The sequence below is a fragment of the Variovorax sp. PBS-H4 genome (genome assembly GCF_901827205.1).
Classification (GTDB): domain Bacteria; phylum Pseudomonadota; class Gammaproteobacteria; order Burkholderiales; family Burkholderiaceae_C; genus Variovorax.
Window position 1 is genome coordinate 1,104,792 of the sequence record NZ_LR594675.1, and the last position, 18,089, is coordinate 1,122,880.

Below are 18,089 nucleotides of genomic sequence, written 5' to 3' on the forward strand. Positions count from 1 at the left end.
CGTTCGCCTCATTGGGCGGCAAACAATTCAGCCAGATCGCGCTCGTAGACCTGCAGTCGGCGCACCGCCTGCTCGCGCTGGCCGGCGCTGGTGCTCCTGTGCAGGGCGGCCAGGCTGCGACAGCTTTCCTGGTGAAGCGCGCGTTGGCGATCGTGCCACGGCCCCGGCGGCGGGTCTGCGACGCGGAGCACATAGGCGTGGATGGTCGCCCGCGCTTCGGCCGGCTGCGTCCGCTCGGCGCGAAAGCGGCGCAGCAGCGCCAGCACCTCCCGCTGGCTTCGGCGACGCTCGGCGTCAACAGCTTGCGGGTCGAAGACGGACTGCGCCACCTGCTGTTTCAGCAGTTCGCGCTGCGCCGGCTCGAGACGGCCGTAGAAGTCTTCATGGCGCTCGAGAAGCCGCTCGTAGCGCTTCTCCTGCCAGCGCGCCGGGCCGCCATCGAGCCACTCCTTTCGGTACTCGGCGTTGTTCTTTGCGTACTTGCGCTCCAGCTGCTGCAGTTGCGCTTCCCCAAGGCTCAGCGCCAGATCGGCGCCGGGGCCTTCCGCCCGCACCGCCACCGCGAGCAGCCGCTCGCGGATGCGATCGGCAAATTCGCAGACCTGCTCGGGGGTGACATCTTCGGGCGCCAATGCTTGCGCCCTGCGCAGCAGCTCGGCCAGCCGGGGCAGCTCGTGGCGGCGATGCCACGCAAGCAGCTCGGCCAGGTCATCGCGCACCCGGGGCGTTTGCGTGCCGTCGAAATCCAGGTAGCCGTTCAGCCACCAGTAGCTCAGCTCTGGCAGGTTGTTGTAGGCCAGCTTGAGGGTGCTGCAGGCCGCGATCGTGGCGGCGGCGAGGAGCACGCCGATAATTCGCGCCAGCCAGACCCAACGAATTCGAGAAAGTGGCATGAACAAGACTTCGCAGGACAATCCGGAACCGGTCGATGTCGTCATCATGGCGGCGGGCAAGGGCACGCGCATGAAAAGCAGCCTGCCCAAAGTGTTGCATCGTTTAGGCGGGCGCGCGCTGGTGGCGCACGTCGTGGACACGGCCGCGCGCATCGGCGCGCGCAAGGTGGTGGTGGTCACTGGCCATGGCGCCACCGATGTCGAAGCTGCGCTCGCCGAGGGTGCTGCGGGCGTGCTGCCGCAATTCGCTCGGCAGGTGCCCCAACTGGGCACCGGCCACGCGATGCAACAGGCCGCTCCGCTCCTGCCCGACGATGGCACGGTGGTGGTGCTTTCGGGCGACGTGCCCCTGATTGGCGACGCCACCCTGCGCGCGTTGATTGCACAGAGCGCGGGGCGCCGGCTCGCGCTGCTCACCATCCGCGTGGAAGACCCGACCGGCTATGGCCGCATCGTGCGCGCGCCCGCCGCCGAAGGCGAGGGAGAGGTGCAGGCGATCGTGGAAGAGAAGGACGCGAGCGAGGCGCAGCGCGCCATCCGCGAGACCTACAGCGGTGTGATGGCCGTGCCGGCCCAATTGCTCAAGCCCTGGCTGGCGCGGCTGGACAACAAGAACGCACAGGGCGAGTACTACCTGACCGACGTGGTGGGCTTCGCCACCATCGACGGCGTGCCCGTGCTGGCGCACCGCATCGACGACCCCCTCGAGGTGGCCGGCGTCAATACGCCCGCCCAGCTGGCGGCGCTCGAGCGCGCCTACCAGCGGCGCCAAGCCGATGTGCTGATGGCGCAGGGCGTGCGCCTCGCCGATCCGGCGCGCATCGACGTGCGCGGCACCCTGGCCTGCGAATCCGACGTCGAGATCGACGTCAACTGCGTCTTCGAGGGTGCCGTTTCGCTCGGCGCCGGCGTGCGCGTCGGCGCCAACTGCGTGATCGCCAATGCGCGCATCGAGACCGGCGCCGTGATTCATCCCTTTACCCATATCGACGGGGAGAAGGCCGGTGTGACGGTCGGCGGCGGTTCGCGGGTGGGGCCCTTCGCACGGCTACGGCCCGGCACGAGGCTCGGTGCCGAGGTGCATATCGGCAACTTCGTCGAGGTCAAGAACTCCACGCTCGCCGCCGGCGCCAAGGCCAACCACCTGGCCTATCTGGGTGATGCCAGCGTGGGCGCACGCGTCAACTACGGCGCCGGCAGCATCACTGCCAACTATGACGGCGCCAACAAGCACCGCACGGTGATCGGCGACGACGTCCACGTGGGCAGCAACTGCGTGCTGGTGGCGCCGATCACCATCGGCGCCGGCGGTACGGTGGGGGGTGGCTCGACCATCACCAAGAGCACCGAGCCGGGCGTGCTCACCGTCTCGCGGGGGCGGCAGGTCAGCTTTGCGAACTGGACGCGGCCGCAGAAGGCCCCGAAGAAGTCGTAGGCAGCGGCACGCGGGGATCGAACTTCGCGCGCTTGACGCTGAAGAAGGCCTTGACGTTGCGCACATTGGCATCGGCGGTGAAGAGGCGCTGCGCGAGCGCCTGATAGCCGGGCATGTCGCGCACCGTGGCGATCAGTACGAAATCGGGGCCTGGCGAGACGCGGTAGCACTGCTGCACCGCTTCGTCGGCCACCACGCGCAGCTCGAAGGCTTCCAGGGCGGCTGCATCCTGTCGGTCGAGCGACACCTCGATCACTGCGGTGAGCAACGCACCTAGCCGGTCGGGATCGAGCACCGCGGCCTCACGCACGATCCAGCCGCCCTCGCGCAACCGGCGGACCCTCCGCAAGCAAGTCGCAGTCGAAAGGCCGAAGCGCTCGGCGAGCGATTGGTTGCTCTGGGACGCATCGTCTTGCAATGCGCCGAGGAGTTGCCAGTCTACTGAATCAATGACTTGAGATTTCATATTAGACCGAAAACTGAAATTATCTAACACAGCCGGACCAGGATGAAATTTGATATCGTTGTTTGACGCAAAATGAATGCATATTTCATGAAGTGCTAACTACGATCCCATAACGTTCAATTCGCGGAGTTCTCCATGTGTGGCATCGTCGGCGCCGTTTCAGGCCGCAACATCGTTCCCATCCTTGTCCAGGGTCTGCAGCGCCTCGAATACCGCGGCTACGACTCCTGCGGCGTGGCGGTGCACGCCGGCGGGCTGGCGCGTGCCCGCACCACCTCCCGCGTGGCCGACCTGCTGGCGCAGGTGCGCGACGATCGCATCGAAGGCAGCACTGGCATCGCCCATACGCGCTGGGCGACGCACGGTGCGCCCGCCGTGCACAACGCGCATCCGCATTTCAGCCACGGCCCCGGGGCCGACGCCGAGGCCGGCCGCGCCGGCCGCGTAGCGCTGGTGCACAACGGCATCATCGAGAACCACGAGGCGCTGCGCACCCAGTTGCAAGCCAGAGGCTATGTGTTCGCGAGCCAGACCGATACCGAAGTCATCGCCCACCTGATCGACAGCCATTACGACGGTGACCTGTTCGAGGCGGTGAAGGCCACCGTGCTGCAACTACGGGGCGCCTACGCGATTGCCGCGATCTGCCGCGACGAACCGCACCGCGTCGTCGGTGCGCGTGCCGGCTCTCCACTGATCCTGGGCGTCGGCACGGAAGGAGGCGAGAACTTCCTCGCCAGCGATGCGATGGCGCTGGCCGGGGTGACAGACCAGATCGTCTACCTGGAAGAGGGCGACGTCGTCGACATGCAGCCCGGCCGGTACTGGATCGTCGACCGCGCTCACAAGCCCGTCACGCGGCCGGTGCGGACCGTGCTCGCCCACAGCGGCGCCGCCGAGCTCGGCCCGTACCGTCACTACATGCAAAAGGAGATCTTCGAGCAGCCGCGCGCCATCGCCGACACGCTGGAGGGCATCGAGGGCATCGTGCCCGAGCTCTTCGACGGCGTGGGCCAGGACGGCGCGCCCGGCGCTGCCGCGTGGCGCGTCTTCAAGGAGATCGACAAGGTGCTCATCCTGGCCTGCGGCACCAGCTACTACAGCGGCTGCACCGCCAAGTACTGGCTCGAGAGCATTGCCAAGGTCCCGGCCCAGGTCGAGATAGCGAGCGAGTACCGCTACCGCGATTCCGTCCCCGATCCGAGGACCCTGGTGGTGACCATCAGCCAGTCGGGCGAGACCGCCGATACGCTGGCCGCGCTCAAGCATGCGCGTTCACTGGGCATGGAGCAGACGCTGACCATCTGCAACGTCGCGACGAGCGCGATGGTGCGCGAATGCAAGCTGGCCTACATCACGCGCGCCGGCGTCGAGATCGGCGTGGCTTCGACCAAGGCCTTCACCACGCAGCTGGCGGGCCTGTTCCTGCTCACGCTGGCGCTGGCCCAGGCCAAGGAGCGCCTGAGCGAGGCCGACGAAGCGCGCTACCTGAAGGAGATGCGGCATCTGCCTGTGGCGCTGCAGTCCGTGCTGGCGCTGGAGCCGCAGATCATCAGCTGGGCCGAGGACTTCGCGCGCAAGGAGAACGCGCTCTTCCTGGGCCGCGGCCTGCACTATCCGATCGCGCTCGAGGGCGCGCTCAAGCTCAAGGAGGTTACTTACATCCACGCGGAGGCCTATGCTGCCGGCGAACTCAAGCACGGGCCGCTCGCCTTGGTCACGAGCGCGATGCCGGTGGTCGCCGTGGCGCCCAACGATGCGCTGCTGGAGAAGCTCAAGAGCAACCTGCAGGAAGTGCGCGCCCGCGGCGGCGTGCTCTACGTCCTGGCCGACGGCGACACGCACATCGAGCGCGGCGAGGACCTGCACGTGATCCGCATGCCCGAGCACTACGGTGCACTGTCGCCCATGCTGCACGTGGTGCCGCTGCAGTTGCTGGCGTATCACACCGCGTGCGCGCGGGGGACCGATGTCGACAAGCCGCGCAACCTGGCGAAGAGTGTGACGGTGGAGTGAGTGCGCGGGGTGGGGGCAGCGTGCGCGTGCGGAGCGGAAAGTGAACGTGAGTCTTCGGTTCGTCAACTGATAGGCGAGGAGAGCAAGGGGCGCGTGTTTCGCGACCGGTTCCTCATCGCGGACGTGAAGATGAAACTGGAGCAACCGGCTGAGCGCTGGTTCTGGTTCGACCCGCCATTCCACCGCAATCAAGGCGTGCTGCTCTACATGCAGCCTGACGGTGTCTGGCGCATTGACTTTCAGCTGGGATGGGATGTCGACCCGGACGAAGAAAAGAAGCCGAGAACATTATTCCGCGGTCAAGCAAATGCTTGCACACACCTCGCCTGGCATGGAAGCTGGCCGCCGTATTCGTTCTTGGTATCACCGTCATGGGGTTGACCTCCGCGTTCAGGGGGGACGCATCGACTCCATTTCAGAAGCACTACGAGCTGCAACTCAGCCCCAACACTGTCATCGGTATTCCCTGACAGGAGAGTGGGCGCCGGGCTTCAATGGGGGCGACTAGGCAGGTCGAAGGGACTGGTGCCCAAGGCGACGAGACACCTCCACGCCACATTCCTTCGCTGCCTTGGCCTGCACGCCTGTCCAGTTCGTGTCGAACGAGCGAGACCGGCCCATCAGCGTGATTCCCAACACGATGTTCCCAGAGTAGTCGAACACGGGCGCGGCGAAGGAGCAGACGCCCGGCGTTGGATTGTTCACGGAACGCGACACGCCATGCTTGCGAACTTCGTTGAGCATGCCCTGGAGTTGTTCACGGTCGATGGGCGTGGCGATGTCCGGTCCCAAGCGTCGCTCGTCTTCGAGAAGCGATTCTTCGATGAGTTTGGCGGGCAGATAGGCCGCGAAAAGCCGACCTGTTGCAGTTCCCGCAAGCGACATGACCGTCCCGGTGCGGATGTTGGTGTGGAGCGGGTAAATCGCGTCGAAGAGGAACACGACCGTGGGTCCCTGGTTGCCCCAGACGGATAGAGCAACGCTGTGTCCAGTCTCCCTCACCAGGCTCTCAGCAAAGGGCGTGGCCTCACGTACTGGGTTGAGCATCCTCAGCGTCACGAGGCCCAGTTGCATAGCCGTGGGCCCCAGCCAATAGTGACCGGTCGATGCCTCTTGCGTGACCAGCCCCAACTTGCCGAAGCTGACCAAGTAAGGGTGCGCCTTGCCCGGCGCCATGTCTGCGGCTTTGGCCAGCTCTCTCAGGGGCATGGGTCGACCTTGCGCGCCAAGTGCGAGAAGCAACTGACCACCTGCTTCTATCGACTGAATGCCGCGCCGCTCCTTCTCAGAGCCGGTATCTCCCTCTTCGGGTTCGAGTGCGTTCATGGACGTCTCCTAACGTTTTGATTCTAACTACATCATTAGCTTAGGGTAAACCATTAGCATATATAAGACGCGTTAGCTCAATACTAACGCCATCGGGCCGGCAGATGCGGTCCCTCATCCCAAGGAGTGAAGGTCAATGAGCAAGCAGGAAACGGAATACGACGTGCTGGTAGTTGGTACTGGCGCGTCCGGGATGTCGGCCGCAGTCACCGCCGCCTATGAAGGCCTCAAGGTGCTGGTCGTCGACAAGGCGTCCCTCTACGGCGGCACGACCGCGAGGTCCGGCGGCTGGCTGTGGATTCCCAACACCAAGTTGGCCAAGGCGCAGGGCATCAATGAGCCTGCCGGCGCAGCGCGCAAGTACCTGGAGCACGAGGCGACCACGCACTTCGACCCCGCGCGTGTCGACGTCTTCCTGGAAAACGGCCCCAAGGCCATCGACTTCTTCACCGAGGAGACCTGTGTGCAGTTCGAAATGCCGCCGGTGTTTCCCGACTACCACGCCGAAGCGCCTGGCGGCCAGCCTGGCGGCCGCTCCATGGTCACGGCTCCGTTCGACGCACGAGAGCTCGGCGACCACGTGAAGAAGCTGGCACCACCCGTTCCCGAACTGACGGTGTTCGGGATGATGCTGGGCTCGGGCAAGGAGCTGTGGCACTTCCTCCGCGCATTCAAGTCCCTGGAGTCCTTCTGGTACGTCACGAAGCGCTTCGGCTTCCATCTGCTGGACGTGGTGCGTCACGGTCGCGGCATGACCTTGACCAACGGCAACGCGCTTGCGGGCCGCCTGGCAAAGGCGGGCATGGACCTCAATGTCTCGGTCTGGCTGAACGCTCCAGTCAAGAGCCTCATCGTTGAAAACGACGTCGTCGTCGGCGCGAACGTGGTGCGCGACGGCACGCCTCAAGAAATTCGCGTGCGTAAGGGCGTCGTCCTGGCCTGCGGCGGCTTCCCCTATGACATCGAGCGACGCAAGCAATTGTTCCCGCACGCGCCGACCGGCCACGAGCACTTCACGCCGTCGCCGGCCTTGAACACCGGTGATGGTCTGCGCCTTGGCGAGTCCGTTGGTGGCTGGGTCGACCCCACCATTCCGAACGCCGCCGCCTGGTGCCCGACGTCCGTCACCAAGCGCAAGGACGGTTCGCAAGGCGTCATGCCGCACTTCATCGACCGAGCCAAGCCCGGCGTCATTGCAGTCACCGCTCGCGGCCGCCGCTTCACCAACGAAGCGCTCTCGTACCACGACTTCATTCAAGACCTGGTCAAGGCGTCCACAGGTCTCCCCGATGTGTCCTGCTGGGAAATCTGCGACCACAAGCACCTGCGCGAGTACGGCATGGGCGCAGTTGCACCGTTCCCGCTTCCGATTGGCAAGCACCTGCGAAGCGGTTACCTCAAGACCGGAAAGACCCTGCAGGAACTGGCCGAGACCATTGGCGTGCCGTACGCCGCCCTCCAGGAGGAAGTCCTGCAGTTCAACCGCGATGCCAAAGCGGGCAAGGACACCAAGTTCGACAAGGGAAGTACCGCCTACAACCGCTTCCAAGGCGACTCTCTGGTCAAGCCGAACCCTTGTATGGCGCCTATCGAGACGGGCCCCTTCTACGCAATCAAGGTCGTTGTCGGTGAAATCGGGACTTTTGCCGGTCTCGCCACCAACGAGCACTGCCAAGTGCTGACGAAGGGCCGTCGACCTATCGCGGGCCTCTACGCCGTCGGCAATGACGCGGCCAGCATCATGGGTGGCAACTACCCGGGTGCGGGCATCACCTTGGGCCCGGCCCTGACCTTCGGCTACGTCGTGGGCCAGACCCTTGCCAAGCAGCCCGACCTCTCGACTTTCACCGTCGACCAGCAATTTCGGGAGCGCGAGCGCGCCCACGCCGCTTGATTCCGGCATCTGCAAGCAAGGAAAGGCAAATGGAAATCACTGAACTGATGGCGCCGCAGGTTCTCAGCGGTCGTCTGGCACTCGTTACCGGTGCAGGCCAAGGAAATGGCAAGGCCATTGCGAAGGGCCTGGCCAAGGCCGGTGCGAAGGTAATCGTCACCGACCTTAACGAAGCCAATGCGAAGGCGGCAGCTGCTGAAATCAACGAGGCGGGCGGCAAGGCATATGCGTACAAGCTCGACGTGACGTCACGCGAGGAATGTGATGCTTTGGCGCTCACCACGGCTAGCGAAGTCGGCAACATCGACATCCTGGTCAACAACGCCGGCATCATCATCCGCGAAGATCTGGACAGCGCCAAGGTGACGTCCAACTTGCAAAAGACGCTTGACGTCAACGTGATGGGCACCTTCCACCCGACGCACTCCTGGCTGAGCGCGCTCCGGGAAACCAAGGGCGTCATCATCAACGTGGGCTCCATCGCATCGACCACCGGCATTCCCAATGTTGTCGGCTACTCGCCGTCCAAGGGCGCTGTGAAGATGCTGACGCAGGCCCTCGCCGTCGAACTCGCCAAGGACGGCATCCGCGTCAACGCCATCGCACCTGGCGTCATCGAAACGCCGATGACGTCCTATACCCGCGAGGCACCAGAGCGCCTGGACAAGTTCATGCTGCGCACGCCGATGGCACGCGTTGGCCAACCGGAAGAACTCGTTGGTCCCGTCGTCTTCCTGGCATCGGGCATGGCCACCTACGTCACGGGCGTCACGCTCCCCATCGATGGCGGCTATCTGGCTTCCTAATAAGAACACGTTTTCCCTGGTCCGCAACCCGAACTCAAAGAGTTCAACAACATCTCAACTGGAGACAGCAATGAGTATTCCTTCGTTCTTCAAGCGCGCCATCCTGGCCGCCGGTCTGGTGGCGGCAGCGGCCGCGAGCGCGCAAGTCAAGGTGGGCTACAACGGTGATCTGTCGGCTTCGCCTTCCGCGCAGAGCGGGCAGGCTGCGGTCCTGGGCATGGAGGCTGCGATTGCCGACATCAACGCCGGCGGCGGCCTTTTGGGCAAGAAGCTGGAACTCGTGACTCGTGATGACACGTCGGCGCCGCCGAAGTCGATTCAGAACATGAGCGAACTCATTGACAGCGAGAAGGTCGCGGCCGTCTTCGGTCCGACGAACTCGGGCAATGCGATGGCCTGGAAGCACATCGCCAATCAGAAAAAGGTTCCGGTCATCGGCAACGTCAGCTCGGGCACCGACATCACCAAGCCCATGAGCCCTGGCGCCGACAACTTCATGTTCCGAGTCTCGATGGTTGACCGGGAACAAATCGCGGCGCTGATGGCCTACGTCAAGAAGAACGCCGAGAAGTCGAAAGTGGTTGGCGCAATGGTCGAAACCACGGGCTACGGCCAGGGCGGCCTGAAGGACATCGAGGAAATCGCCAAGCTGCAGGATATCAAGATTGCAGCGATCGAAAAGTTCGGCGTCGGCGATACGGATATGACTTCCCAATTGAGCAAGATGAAGGCCGCAAACGTCGACACCGTCGTCGTCTGGGCCCAGGGCACCCCCATCGCACAGTTGGTGCGCTCCATGGAGAAGATCAACTACTTCCCTTTGGTGCTGAGCTCGTGGGCCGCGGACAACATCACCTTCTATGACGCTGCAGGCAAGACGCTGGCGGAAAAGCCCATCTTCATGCGCACCGTGAGCGAATCGAAAACCCCTGTTCAGCAAAAGCTGTATGACCGCGTCGGCTCCAAGCTGAAGGCTCCCGGTTCGTTCTCATTCGCATTGCATGGCTATGACTCCGTCATGCTGTACGCAGCTGCGGTCAAGCAGGCCAACACGTTTGATGGCAACGCTGTACGCCTGGCCCTCGAAGACCTCAAGACCCCCGTTCAAGGCCTTCTGAAGACCTACGACAAGCCATTCAGCAAGACCAAGCACGAAGCTCTGACGGCTCAAGACCTCGTCTGGATTCGTTGGAACGACGGCAAGCTGCTGCCTTACAAGGACCCCATTGTCAGTTCGCTGGCAACCGTCGACTTCAAGCAATAACGCACCAGGCGTAAGCGGAGCCGCGTCCCGCGGCTCCGGCATTCTTCTCGGAGGCAATCATGGTAGAGGCGCTCTTACAAGCGATTCTCAGCGGCTTGGCCGTGGGCGGAGCCTACGCGTTGGTGGCACTGGGTTTCAGCATTACTTTCACGACGACCAAGACCCTGAACTTCTCGCACGGAGAGTTCGTGTCGGCGGGCGCATTCATTGGTATGAGCGCTCTCTTCCTGGTTCTCGGTCTTCCGGTCAGCTCGACGACTTTTGGCTCTGCTCTTCCTGGCTCTGGCGCGCAGTTGCTGGCCCTCGCCGCAGCACTGGGCATCATGGGGCTGCTTGGATGGGTCCTCTATCTCGTGGGCGTTCGTCCGTTTGCGGGCCGTCCTGGCATGGCCTGGGTCATGAGCACGCTGGGCTTCGGCGTCATCTTGCAGAGTATTGGCTTGGCCATCTGGGGCCCCAAGCCGGTGGTGGTGCCAGGCCCGGTGGGTGACGAGGTCATCCGCATCATGGGCGTCGGCGTTCGGCCTCAAGAACTGCTGACACTCTTTGTGGCGGTCGTCATCATGGTCCTGTTCGACTGGGTCATGAATCGCACGATGGTCGGCAAAGCCATGCGCGCAGTAGCGGCCAATGGCAATGTCGCCAGCCTGATGGGCATCAACACGAACGCAATCATGATTGGTGCGTTCATCGTGAGCTCCGCACTCGCTGGCCTCTCTGGCTTCCTTCTCGCCCCCATTGCCCAAGCATCTCTCTTCATGGGACTCACGGTGGGCCTGAAGGGCTTCTCCGGAGCAATGATTGGTGGGCTGAGCAATCCGCGTGGCTGCGTTATCGGCGGCTTCGCACTTGGGGTCCTCGAATCCCTGGTGAATCTGTGGTCGGCGCAATGGCGTGAAGTCGCAGTGTTCGCACTCGTCATCCTGGTCCTGGCCTTCCGGCCGACCGGCCTCTTCGGCAAGCCCATGGTGGAAAAGGTATGAAGCGCGGTCAACACTTCATCGGCGTAGCGCTAGCCGCTGCGGCCGTCATCGGTGCCACGTCTCTGTTTGGCAACGACTACTACCTGCGCATCATCTTCATGATGTGCGTCTACTACCTCTGCGCTGCCGGCATGAACGTCCTGGTCGGCTTCGCAGGCCAGAAGTCCCTGGGTCAAGCCGGCCTGTTCGCGGCAGGTGCGTACGCGGTGGCACTCCTGACGACCAAGACTGACATGAGCCCTTGGCTTGCCCTGCTGGCAGCTGCCGTGATCTCCGGCATCTGCGGCGTCCTGATTGCACTGCCTTCTTTGCGCGTCAAAGGTCCGTACCTGGCCATGGTGACGCTCGCGTTCGGCATCGTGGTCGAGAAGCTCGTGGGCGAATGGACCGAAGTGTTCGGCGGTGCGCAAGGCATCTATGGCATTCGGCCCATCACCTGGAATGGTCAGCCCCTGAGCTCGCTGCAGTGGGTGTGGTTTGGCGTGGTGCTCTGCGCGCTGACCCATCTGTTGCTGCGCAACCTCCTTCATGGTCGATTCGGGCGCGCGCTGCTTTCGTTGCAGGCGGACGAAATCGCTTCCTCCTCGGTGGGAGTGCGTGTCTACCGCGCCAAGGTCATTGCCTTCGTGGTGGCCGCCGTGACATGTGGAATCGCGGGCGCGCTCGTCGCACAGCAGAACCAATACATCAACTCGGACTTCATCACCTTCCATCTGTCCATCTTCATCCTGCTGCTGGTCCTCTTCGGTGGTTCGGGCTCGATGTACGGGCCGCTGGTTGGCACGGTCATCCTGACCACCATTGACGCGGCCCTGGCGCGCTGGCCTTCGGCGCAGCACTTCCTGTACGGCTTCCTGCTTCTGTTTGCGCTGTATGTGATGCCCGGCGGCGTGACCGGTGTGCTGAACTCGCTCTTCAAGCGCAAGGACAAGGTCGAACCAGTGAAGGCGACGACGCAACCCAAGACCACGCGCATCGGCCCTGACGCCAGCGGTGACCTGCTGGAGGTCGAAGGCGTCACCAAGACCTACGGGGGCGTCAAGCCGGCCCAGAACGTGTCATTCCGTCTGAAGCGTGGTCACATCCATGCACTGATTGGACCGAACGGCGCTGGCAAGAGCACGATGATCAACATGCTGACCGGCGTGGTGAAGCCGACTTCTGGCTCCATCAAGTTCCTGGGCGAGGAGATATCCGCCACGCCGGCCCACGAGATTTGCCGGATGGGAATGGGCCGCACGTTCCAGAACCTGCGACTCTTCTCGGATCTCTCCGTCATGGACAACGTCATGCTCGGGCGCCATACGCGCATGAGCAACGGCTTCTTCGCATCGCTGACCGCGCTGCCGGACGCGACGAAGCAGGAAGGCATCACTCGCCACCGCGCGCTGCAACTGCTTGAACTCGTGGACCTGGCGCACCTGGCTCATCAGCCGGCCGGCAGCCTTCCTTATGGACTGCAGCGGCGCGCCGAGTTGGCACGCGCACTGGCCACGGAACCGCAACTCCTGCTCCTTGACGAACCAGCCGCGGGCCTCAATCCGCAAGAGACTGCCGAGCTCGGTCAGCTCCTGCTGCGAATCGGCAAGTGTGGGGTGAGCATCCTGATGGTCGAGCACCACATGGACCTGGTTATGTCCGTCTCCGACCACGTCATCGTGCTGGACTACGGCATCAAGATTGCGGAGGGCAAGCCCGCTGACGTGCAAGGCAACCCGCGCGTTGTCGAGGCCTACCTAGGCGTTGACGAAGAGACCGAGCCCGCCGAGGCCCTGGTCGCAGCTTGAGGACTAGACCATGTTGAAACTCGATTCAGTCAAGGTGTCCTACGGTGCCATTGAGGCCGTGAAGGGCGTCAGCCTCGAAGTGCGCAAGGGCGAAGTGGTCACCATCATCGGTGCCAACGGCGCCGGGAAGAGCACCCTGCTTAAGAGCATCGTCGGGCTGGAGCCTGTCAAGGCCGGCAAGATTCATATCAACGGCAAGGACTGCACCTACGTCCCGTCCCACAAGCGTGTCGGGCTGGGGGTCGCCATGTCCCCGGAAGGTCGCGGCGTATTCGCGGACCAGACGGTGCGCGAGAACCTCATGCTGGGTGCTTACTCGCGCAGAAGCGACCCTCGCGCCACGGAGGAGGCCATCGAGCGAGAGTTCAAGCGCTTTCCGCGGCTTCGCGAGCGCCAGAACCAGCTGTCCGGAACGCTCTCCGGCGGTGAGCAGCAGATGCTTGCAATCGCCCGTGCCCTGATGAGCGAACCGCGACTGCTCCTGCTTGACGAGCCCTCGCTCGGCCTTGCTCCTCTCATCATCAAAGACATTTTTGAAGCCATCCGCCAGTTGCGCCATTCGGGCTTGACCATCCTGCTTGTGGAACAAATGGCCAAGCAAGCGCTGGGCGTCGCCGACAGGGCGTACGTACTGGAGACAGGGTTTATCACCCTCGAAGGCTCTGGAAAAGAGCTACTCAACGACCCGAAGGTCAAGGCAGCGTACCTCGGTGCCCATTGACCAATCCTCACCCCACCTGATTCCTCAAGGAGGTCCTATGACCCAGACCAAAAAGTTCGCCAGCCAAGCTGACCTGGAAGAAAAGAAAGTCACCTTCAGCCAGATTTCCGAGCACGCTTGGGCGTACACCGCCGAAGGCGACCCGAACACCGGCATCATCATTGGCGATGACGCCGTGCTGGTCGCCGACACCCAAGCGACGCCCGCAATGGCCGCCGACGTCATCCGTCGCATCCGCGAAGTCACCGACAAGCCCATCAAGTACGTGGTGCTCACGCACTACCACGCGGTCCGCGTGCTCGGTGCCAGCGCCTACGAGCCCCAGCAAATCATCGCGAGCCAGGATACCTACGACCTCATCGTCGAGCGTGGTGAGCAGGACAAGGCCAGCGAGATCGGCCGCTTCCCGCGCCTGTTCTCCAACGTCGAGACGGTGCCCCCGGGCATGACCTGGCCGACCATGACCTTCACCGGCAAGATGACCCTGTGGCTGGGCAAGCTGGAGGTGCAGCTGCTGCAAGTTGGCCGCGGTCACACCAAGGGCGACACCATCGTCTGGCTGCCCCAAGAGAAGGCGCTTCTGTCGGGTGACCTTGTGGAGTTCGGCGCGACGCCGTATGCAGGTGATGCCTACTTCAAGGACTGGCCGCAAACGCTCAACAACCTGGCTGCCCTCAAGCCGAAGGCGTTGGTTCCGGGCCGCGGTGCGGCACTGACGACGCCCGAAGACGTCGAGAAGGGTCTGACTGAGACGCGCGATTTCATCGCCGACGTGTACTCAAACGTCCAGAAGGGCGTTGCTGCCGGCAAGGACCTGAACGCTGTCTACAAGGACACGTTCGCGGCGCTCAAGCCCAGGTACGGTCACTGGGTCATCTTCGACCACTGCATGCCGTTCGATGTGACGCGCTGCTACGACGAAGCTACCCAATACGCCGACCCGCGCATCTGGACCGCCGAGCGCGACGTCGAGATGTGGAAGACGCTGGAAGGCTGAGCGTCTAACAACGCCACGACGGCCGCGCCGCCCATTCGTGCGGCCTGTCCCGGCGTTTTTCGACACGGGCTCATGGCCCACCAAAGGGCGGCTCCGTCGGTTGTCGGGGAGCGCTCATCCCGCGCGAGCCTTGACTCACTTGAAACCTCGAGGACATCACCATGCTTATCAAGAAAGTTCACCACGTCGCCTACCGTTGCATCGACGCCAAGCAGACCGTCGAGTGGTATCAGAAGCATCTCGACATGCAGTTCGTGCTGGCCATTGCCGAGGACGAAGTTCCGTCGACAAAGGCGCCTGACCCGTACATGCATATCTTCCTGGACGCTGGGCAGGGCAACGTGCTCGCGTTCTTCGAGTTGCCGAGCCAACCGCCGATGGATCGTGACCGCAACACCCCGGCTTGGGTACAGCACCTTGCGCTCGAGTGCGACTCGGTCGAAACATTGCTGGCCACAAAAGAGCGGCTGACCGCGGCTGGCGTCGAAGTTCTCGGTCCAACGGACCACACCATCTTCAAGTCCATCTACTTCTTCGACCCCAATGGCCATCGGCTGGAGATCGCGGCGAATACCGGTACTCCGGAAATGATGCGCAAGCTGAATGAGGTCAAGTGGGACATGCTAGAGGAGTGGTCCAAGACGAAGCGTGCGCCCAAACACGCGGCCTGGATGCACGACGGCAGCCTCACTCGAGGGACCTAAGGTCTGAAGCTGAGAGTTGCGATGACCACACTGAACGAAACGCACGACCCAGAGCTCAAGAGCTGGGTCACGTCTGCCAACAAGGCAGGCTGCGACTTCCCCATCCAGAACTTGCCCTTCGGGCGCTTCCGGCGAACTGGCATCGAGGACGGATGGAGAATCGGCGTCGCCATCGGCGACCAGGTCTTGGACCTGCGTGCCGCAGGCCTCGTTGACAACGACGACATGAACACCGTCATGGCTGCGTCCCCCGAAGCGCGACAAGCGCTGCGACGCGAGCTGTCCGACGGCCTGCGCGAAGGCAGCACCCAGCGTCCAGCCTGGACGAGAGCTCTAGTGCCGCAGAACGAGTGTGAATATTCAGTACCGTGCCGAATAGGCGACTACACCGACTTCTACACGAGCGTTCACCACGCGACTACCGTCGGCAAGCAGTTTCGCCCTGACAACCCACTGTTGCCAAACTACAAGTGGGTACCTATCGGGTACCACGGCCGCGCCTCTTCCATCGGCGTGAGCGGCGGCACTTTCAAGCGACCGCGCGGCCAAACAAGAGCTCCGGACGCGCAGGCGCCCAGCTTAGGCCCGTCCAAGCGTCTGGACTATGAGTTGGAGTTGGGCTGGTTCGTCGCGTGTGGCAATGAGCAGGGGGAGCCAATCGAAATCGGCAACGCTGAAGCTCATCTCTTTGGTGTGACGCTGTTCAACGATTGGTCGGCACGGGACATCCAGGGTTGGGAATATCAGCCTCTGGGTCCCTTCCTGTCGAAGAACTTCGCCAGCACTGTGTCGCCATGGATGGTGACCATGGAAGCGCTGGCTCCATTCCGCGCGGCGTTTGAGCGACCCGCAGATGACCCGCAGCCTCTTCCATACCTGGACAGCGATGCCAATCGCGCAAGGGGCGCGTTCTCCATTTCGCTCGAGGTCTTGGTTCAGACAGCCAAGATGCGCGAGGCGGGCGAGGCGCCGGTGCGGCTGTCGGCAACCAATACCAGTCGAGCTGCCTACTGGACGCCCGCGCAACTGGTTGCCCACCACACCGTCAACGGCTGCAACTTGCAGGCGGGGGACCTCCTGGGTTCGGGAACGCTCTCGGGGCCAGAACCAAGCGAGGCCGGCTCGCTGATGGAGTTGACGGGCAGCGGCAAGAGCCCGGTCACGCTGCCAAACGGGGAGGTACGCAGCTTCCTGGAGGATGGGGACACCCTCATCCTGCGCGGCTGGTGCGAAGCCGACGGGGCCATACGCATCGGTCTTGGCGAGTGCTCGGGAACAGTGGCGGCGTCATGAAACGGCCCGTCCCGCTCGAGCAGGCGGTAGCCATGGTCCCGGACGGGACGGTAGTGATGGTGGGCGGGTTCATGGGCGTCGGTACTCCGATGCGCTTGATAGATGAACTCGTTCGCCAACGTCGAAGGAATCTCACCCTCATCAGCAACGACACAGCGAGGCCAGGCGTGGGCGTTGGGCGGCTCATTGGTGCGGGTCTTGTGACCGATGCAACCGGCGCAGCGCTAACTCTTGGCGCGGCGCTCCGGTGAAAGGGCAGGAACGCGCCAGGGGAGGAGAGATGCAGAAGTCGGAACTCGTCGCCTCCAGCGATTGGTCAGCAAAGCTCTGGCTCGTGGGTTGCTGTGCGTTCACGAGCATGGCCTCGATGCGAATCTGCGACGCCATGCTTCCGGCTCTCGCCCGGGAGTTCAGTTTGACTGCAGGCCAGGCGGCAAGGGCAATTTCCGCCTTCGCGCTGGCTTACGGCGTCCTGCAGTTGTTCTACGGCCCGCTGGGCGACCGCTACGGCAAGGTCAGGGTCATCGGTCTCGCCACCTTGGCTTGCACGGTCGGCAGCGCCTTGGCGGCTGCATCGCCCAACCTTGAATGGCTGGTCGCGAGTCGCGCCCTCTCCGGCGCCGCAGCAGCCGGAATCATTCCTCTCACCTTGGCCTGGATTGGCGACAGCGTGGCCTATGAAAATAGACAAGCAGTGCTCGCACAAATCCTCGGGGCAACCGTCTTTGGGATGATTGCCGGGCAGTGGGCCGGAGGCCTCCTGGCTGAGGGCTTCGGTTGGCGCTCTGCCTTTTGCGGGTTGGCGGCCATCTTTTTGGTCAGCGGGGGACTCCTCATCGGTCGGGTCATATCCGAGCCGCAAGTGAAGCAGTGCACCCCTGTCGGCGTGTTGCAAGGCATTCGGTCGGTTGTGGGGTCGCGGTGGCCCAAAGTTGTTCTCGTGGTCACGGCGATTGAGGGGGCCCTGGCGTTCAGCGCTCTCGCTTTCATTCCCAGCGACCTTCACCTTCGCTTTGGTCTCTCGATGCCGATGGCCGGAGGCCTGGTCGCTCTCTACGGCATCGGCGGTCTGCTGTATAGCCGCACCGCGCGACGCATGCTTAGACGTTGGGGCGAGCCGGGGCTTGCGCGGATTGGGGGCATTGGGACGGCCATTGCGTTCGGCACGATGGCAGTCGCACCCAGCTGGTACATCGTGCCGCCCGCCTGCTTCCTGGCCGGCTTCGGCTTCTATGCGCTGCACAACACCATGCAAACAAATGCGACGCAGATGGCTCCCTGGGCACGAGGCACTGCGGTCTCTCTCTTTGCTTGCAGCCTCTTCCTGGGGCAGTCGCTGGGAGTTGTCGGTGCAGCTTGGCTGGTGGACCACTACACGGCTCCAGCCGTCTTCTCGGTTTCAGCCATGGGGCTGCTGGTGCTCGGCCTCTCGTTTGCAGTACTGGTCAATCGGCGAGGCCATCCATGAGTGCTCAGGCTTCGAACCCCGCGGGCCGCCAGGCGT

16 protein-coding genes and 1 pseudogene are annotated in these 18,089 nt (G+C 63.3%); 14 read left to right on the plus strand and 3 right to left on the minus strand.

Annotation, left to right across the window (positions count from 1 at the left end; genetic code table 11):
- Positions 1–8: 8 nt before the first annotated feature.
- A complete protein-coding gene (locus E5CHR_RS05215) occupies positions 9–893 on the minus strand; it encodes a DUF6279 family lipoprotein (protein ID WP_232062266.1) in 885 nt (294 codons plus the stop codon).
- Between E5CHR_RS05215 and glmU the strand changes: the two genes are divergently transcribed.
- Entirely contained in the window at positions 892–2,328 is a 1,437-nt protein-coding gene (gene glmU, locus E5CHR_RS05220; protein ID WP_162578701.1) for a bifunctional UDP-N-acetylglucosamine diphosphorylase/glucosamine-1-phosphate N-acetyltransferase GlmU, read from the plus strand. The genes E5CHR_RS05215 and glmU overlap by 2 nt on opposite strands.
- Here the strand turns inward: glmU and E5CHR_RS05225 are convergent.
- Entirely contained in the window at positions 2,279–2,794 is a 516-nt protein-coding gene (locus tag E5CHR_RS05225; protein WP_162578702.1) for an Lrp/AsnC family transcriptional regulator, read from the minus strand. The two genes, glmU and E5CHR_RS05225, sit on opposite strands and share 50 nt — an antisense overlap.
- A gap of 135 nt (positions 2,795–2,929) precedes the next feature.
- Between E5CHR_RS05225 and glmS the strand changes: the two genes are divergently transcribed.
- Both glmS and E5CHR_RS05235 read left to right on the plus strand, forming a co-directional pair.
- A complete protein-coding gene (gene glmS, locus E5CHR_RS05230) occupies positions 2,930–4,810 on the plus strand; it encodes a glutamine--fructose-6-phosphate transaminase (isomerizing) (protein ID WP_162578703.1) in 1,881 nt (626 codons plus the stop codon).
- A 51-nt stretch (positions 4,811–4,861) separates the two neighbouring features.
- Positions 4,862–5,101, plus strand: a pseudogene (locus E5CHR_RS05235) (FAD-dependent oxidoreductase); the annotation flags it as partial.
- A gap of 213 nt (positions 5,102–5,314) precedes the next feature.
- Here E5CHR_RS05235 and E5CHR_RS05240 read toward each other — a convergent pair.
- Complete coding sequence (locus E5CHR_RS05240; protein WP_162578704.1) at positions 5,315–6,136, minus strand: IclR family transcriptional regulator; 822 nt, start codon at positions 6,134–6,136, stop codon at positions 5,315–5,317.
- Positions 6,137–6,272: 136 nt separating this feature from the next.
- Here E5CHR_RS05240 and E5CHR_RS05245 point away from each other — a divergent pair, with 136 nt between their 5' ends.
- The 11 genes from E5CHR_RS05245 to E5CHR_RS05295 all read left to right on the plus strand — a co-directional run bounded on the left by E5CHR_RS05245 (position 6,273) and on the right by E5CHR_RS05295 (position 18,053).
- On the plus strand, positions 6,273–8,030 hold the full coding sequence (locus E5CHR_RS05245) for an FAD-dependent oxidoreductase (RefSeq protein WP_162578705.1): 1,758 nt from the start codon (positions 6,273–6,275) through the stop codon (positions 8,028–8,030).
- Positions 8,031–8,059: 29 nt separating this feature from the next.
- Positions 8,060–8,836: an SDR family NAD(P)-dependent oxidoreductase gene (locus E5CHR_RS05250; protein ID WP_232061961.1), complete on the plus strand. Its 777-nt coding sequence runs from the start codon at positions 8,060–8,062 to the stop codon at positions 8,834–8,836.
- A complete protein-coding gene (locus E5CHR_RS05255) occupies positions 8,814–10,100 on the plus strand; it encodes an ABC transporter substrate-binding protein (protein WP_232061962.1) in 1,287 nt (428 codons plus the stop codon). The genes E5CHR_RS05250 and E5CHR_RS05255 overlap by 23 nt, the downstream gene beginning before the upstream one ends.
- Before the next feature lie 59 nt (positions 10,101–10,159).
- Positions 10,160–11,083 carry a branched-chain amino acid ABC transporter permease gene (locus tag E5CHR_RS05260; protein ID WP_162578706.1) on the plus strand — a complete coding sequence of 308 codons (924 nt, stop codon included), beginning with the start codon at positions 10,160–10,162 and terminating at the stop codon, positions 11,081–11,083.
- On the plus strand, positions 11,080–12,870 hold the full coding sequence (locus E5CHR_RS05265; protein ID WP_162578707.1) for a branched-chain amino acid ABC transporter ATP-binding protein/permease: 1,791 nt from the start codon (positions 11,080–11,082) through the stop codon (positions 12,868–12,870). The genes E5CHR_RS05260 and E5CHR_RS05265 overlap by 4 nt, the downstream gene beginning before the upstream one ends.
- 10 nt (positions 12,871–12,880) lie before the next feature.
- The gene (locus E5CHR_RS05270) at positions 12,881–13,591 is read left to right on the plus strand and encodes an ABC transporter ATP-binding protein (protein ID WP_162578708.1); all 711 of its coding nucleotides are present in this window, start codon (positions 12,881–12,883) and stop codon (positions 13,589–13,591) included.
- A gap of 37 nt (positions 13,592–13,628) precedes the next feature.
- Positions 13,629–14,588 carry an MBL fold metallo-hydrolase gene (locus E5CHR_RS05275; RefSeq protein WP_162578709.1) on the plus strand — a complete coding sequence of 320 codons (960 nt, stop codon included), beginning with the start codon at positions 13,629–13,631 and terminating at the stop codon, positions 14,586–14,588.
- Positions 14,589–14,749: 161 nt separating this feature from the next.
- Positions 14,750–15,292, plus strand: a complete 543-nt coding sequence (locus tag E5CHR_RS05280) for a VOC family protein (protein ID WP_162578710.1) — start codon at positions 14,750–14,752, stop codon at positions 15,290–15,292.
- 21 nt (positions 15,293–15,313) lie between these two features.
- The gene (fahA, locus tag E5CHR_RS05285; RefSeq protein WP_162578711.1) at positions 15,314–16,585 is read left to right on the plus strand and encodes a fumarylacetoacetase; all 1,272 of its coding nucleotides are present in this window, start codon (positions 15,314–15,316) and stop codon (positions 16,583–16,585) included.
- Complete coding sequence (locus E5CHR_RS05290; protein ID WP_162578712.1) at positions 16,582–16,836, plus strand: CoA-transferase; 255 nt, start codon at positions 16,582–16,584, stop codon at positions 16,834–16,836. The genes fahA and E5CHR_RS05290 overlap by 4 nt, the downstream gene beginning before the upstream one ends.
- Positions 16,837–16,865: 29 nt before the next feature.
- Positions 16,866–18,053: an MFS transporter gene (locus tag E5CHR_RS05295; protein ID WP_162578713.1), complete on the plus strand. Its 1,188-nt coding sequence runs from the start codon at positions 16,866–16,868 to the stop codon at positions 18,051–18,053.
- Positions 18,054–18,089: the final 36 nt, after the last annotated feature.

Coding starts and splice junctions, on each gene's coding strand:
- glmU (WP_162578701.1), top strand. CDS start 892: ATGAACAAGACTTCGCAGGACAATCCGGAACCGGTCGATGTCGTCATC.
- E5CHR_RS05215 (WP_232062266.1), bottom strand. CDS start 893: ATGCCACTTTCTCGAATTCGTTGGGTCTGGCTGGCGCGAATTATCGGC.
- E5CHR_RS05225 (WP_162578702.1), bottom strand. CDS start 2,794: ATGAAATCTCAAGTCATTGATTCAGTAGACTGGCAACTCCTCGGCGCA.
- glmS (WP_162578703.1), top strand. CDS start 2,930: ATGTGTGGCATCGTCGGCGCCGTTTCAGGCCGCAACATCGTTCCCATC.
- E5CHR_RS05240 (WP_162578704.1), bottom strand. CDS start 6,136: ATGAACGCACTCGAACCCGAAGAGGGAGATACCGGCTCTGAGAAGGAG.
- E5CHR_RS05245 (WP_162578705.1), top strand. CDS start 6,273: ATGAGCAAGCAGGAAACGGAATACGACGTGCTGGTAGTTGGTACTGGC.
- E5CHR_RS05250 (WP_232061961.1), top strand. CDS start 8,060: ATGGAAATCACTGAACTGATGGCGCCGCAGGTTCTCAGCGGTCGTCTG.
- E5CHR_RS05255 (WP_232061962.1), top strand. CDS start 8,814: ATGGCGGCTATCTGGCTTCCTAATAAGAACACGTTTTCCCTGGTCCGC.
- E5CHR_RS05260 (WP_162578706.1), top strand. CDS start 10,160: ATGGTAGAGGCGCTCTTACAAGCGATTCTCAGCGGCTTGGCCGTGGGC.
- E5CHR_RS05265 (WP_162578707.1), top strand. CDS start 11,080: ATGAAGCGCGGTCAACACTTCATCGGCGTAGCGCTAGCCGCTGCGGCC.
- E5CHR_RS05270 (WP_162578708.1), top strand. CDS start 12,881: ATGTTGAAACTCGATTCAGTCAAGGTGTCCTACGGTGCCATTGAGGCC.
- E5CHR_RS05275 (WP_162578709.1), top strand. CDS start 13,629: ATGACCCAGACCAAAAAGTTCGCCAGCCAAGCTGACCTGGAAGAAAAG.
- E5CHR_RS05280 (WP_162578710.1), top strand. CDS start 14,750: ATGCTTATCAAGAAAGTTCACCACGTCGCCTACCGTTGCATCGACGCC.
- fahA (WP_162578711.1), top strand. CDS start 15,314: ATGACCACACTGAACGAAACGCACGACCCAGAGCTCAAGAGCTGGGTC.
- E5CHR_RS05290 (WP_162578712.1), top strand. CDS start 16,582: ATGAAACGGCCCGTCCCGCTCGAGCAGGCGGTAGCCATGGTCCCGGAC.
- E5CHR_RS05295 (WP_162578713.1), top strand. CDS start 16,866: ATGCAGAAGTCGGAACTCGTCGCCTCCAGCGATTGGTCAGCAAAGCTC.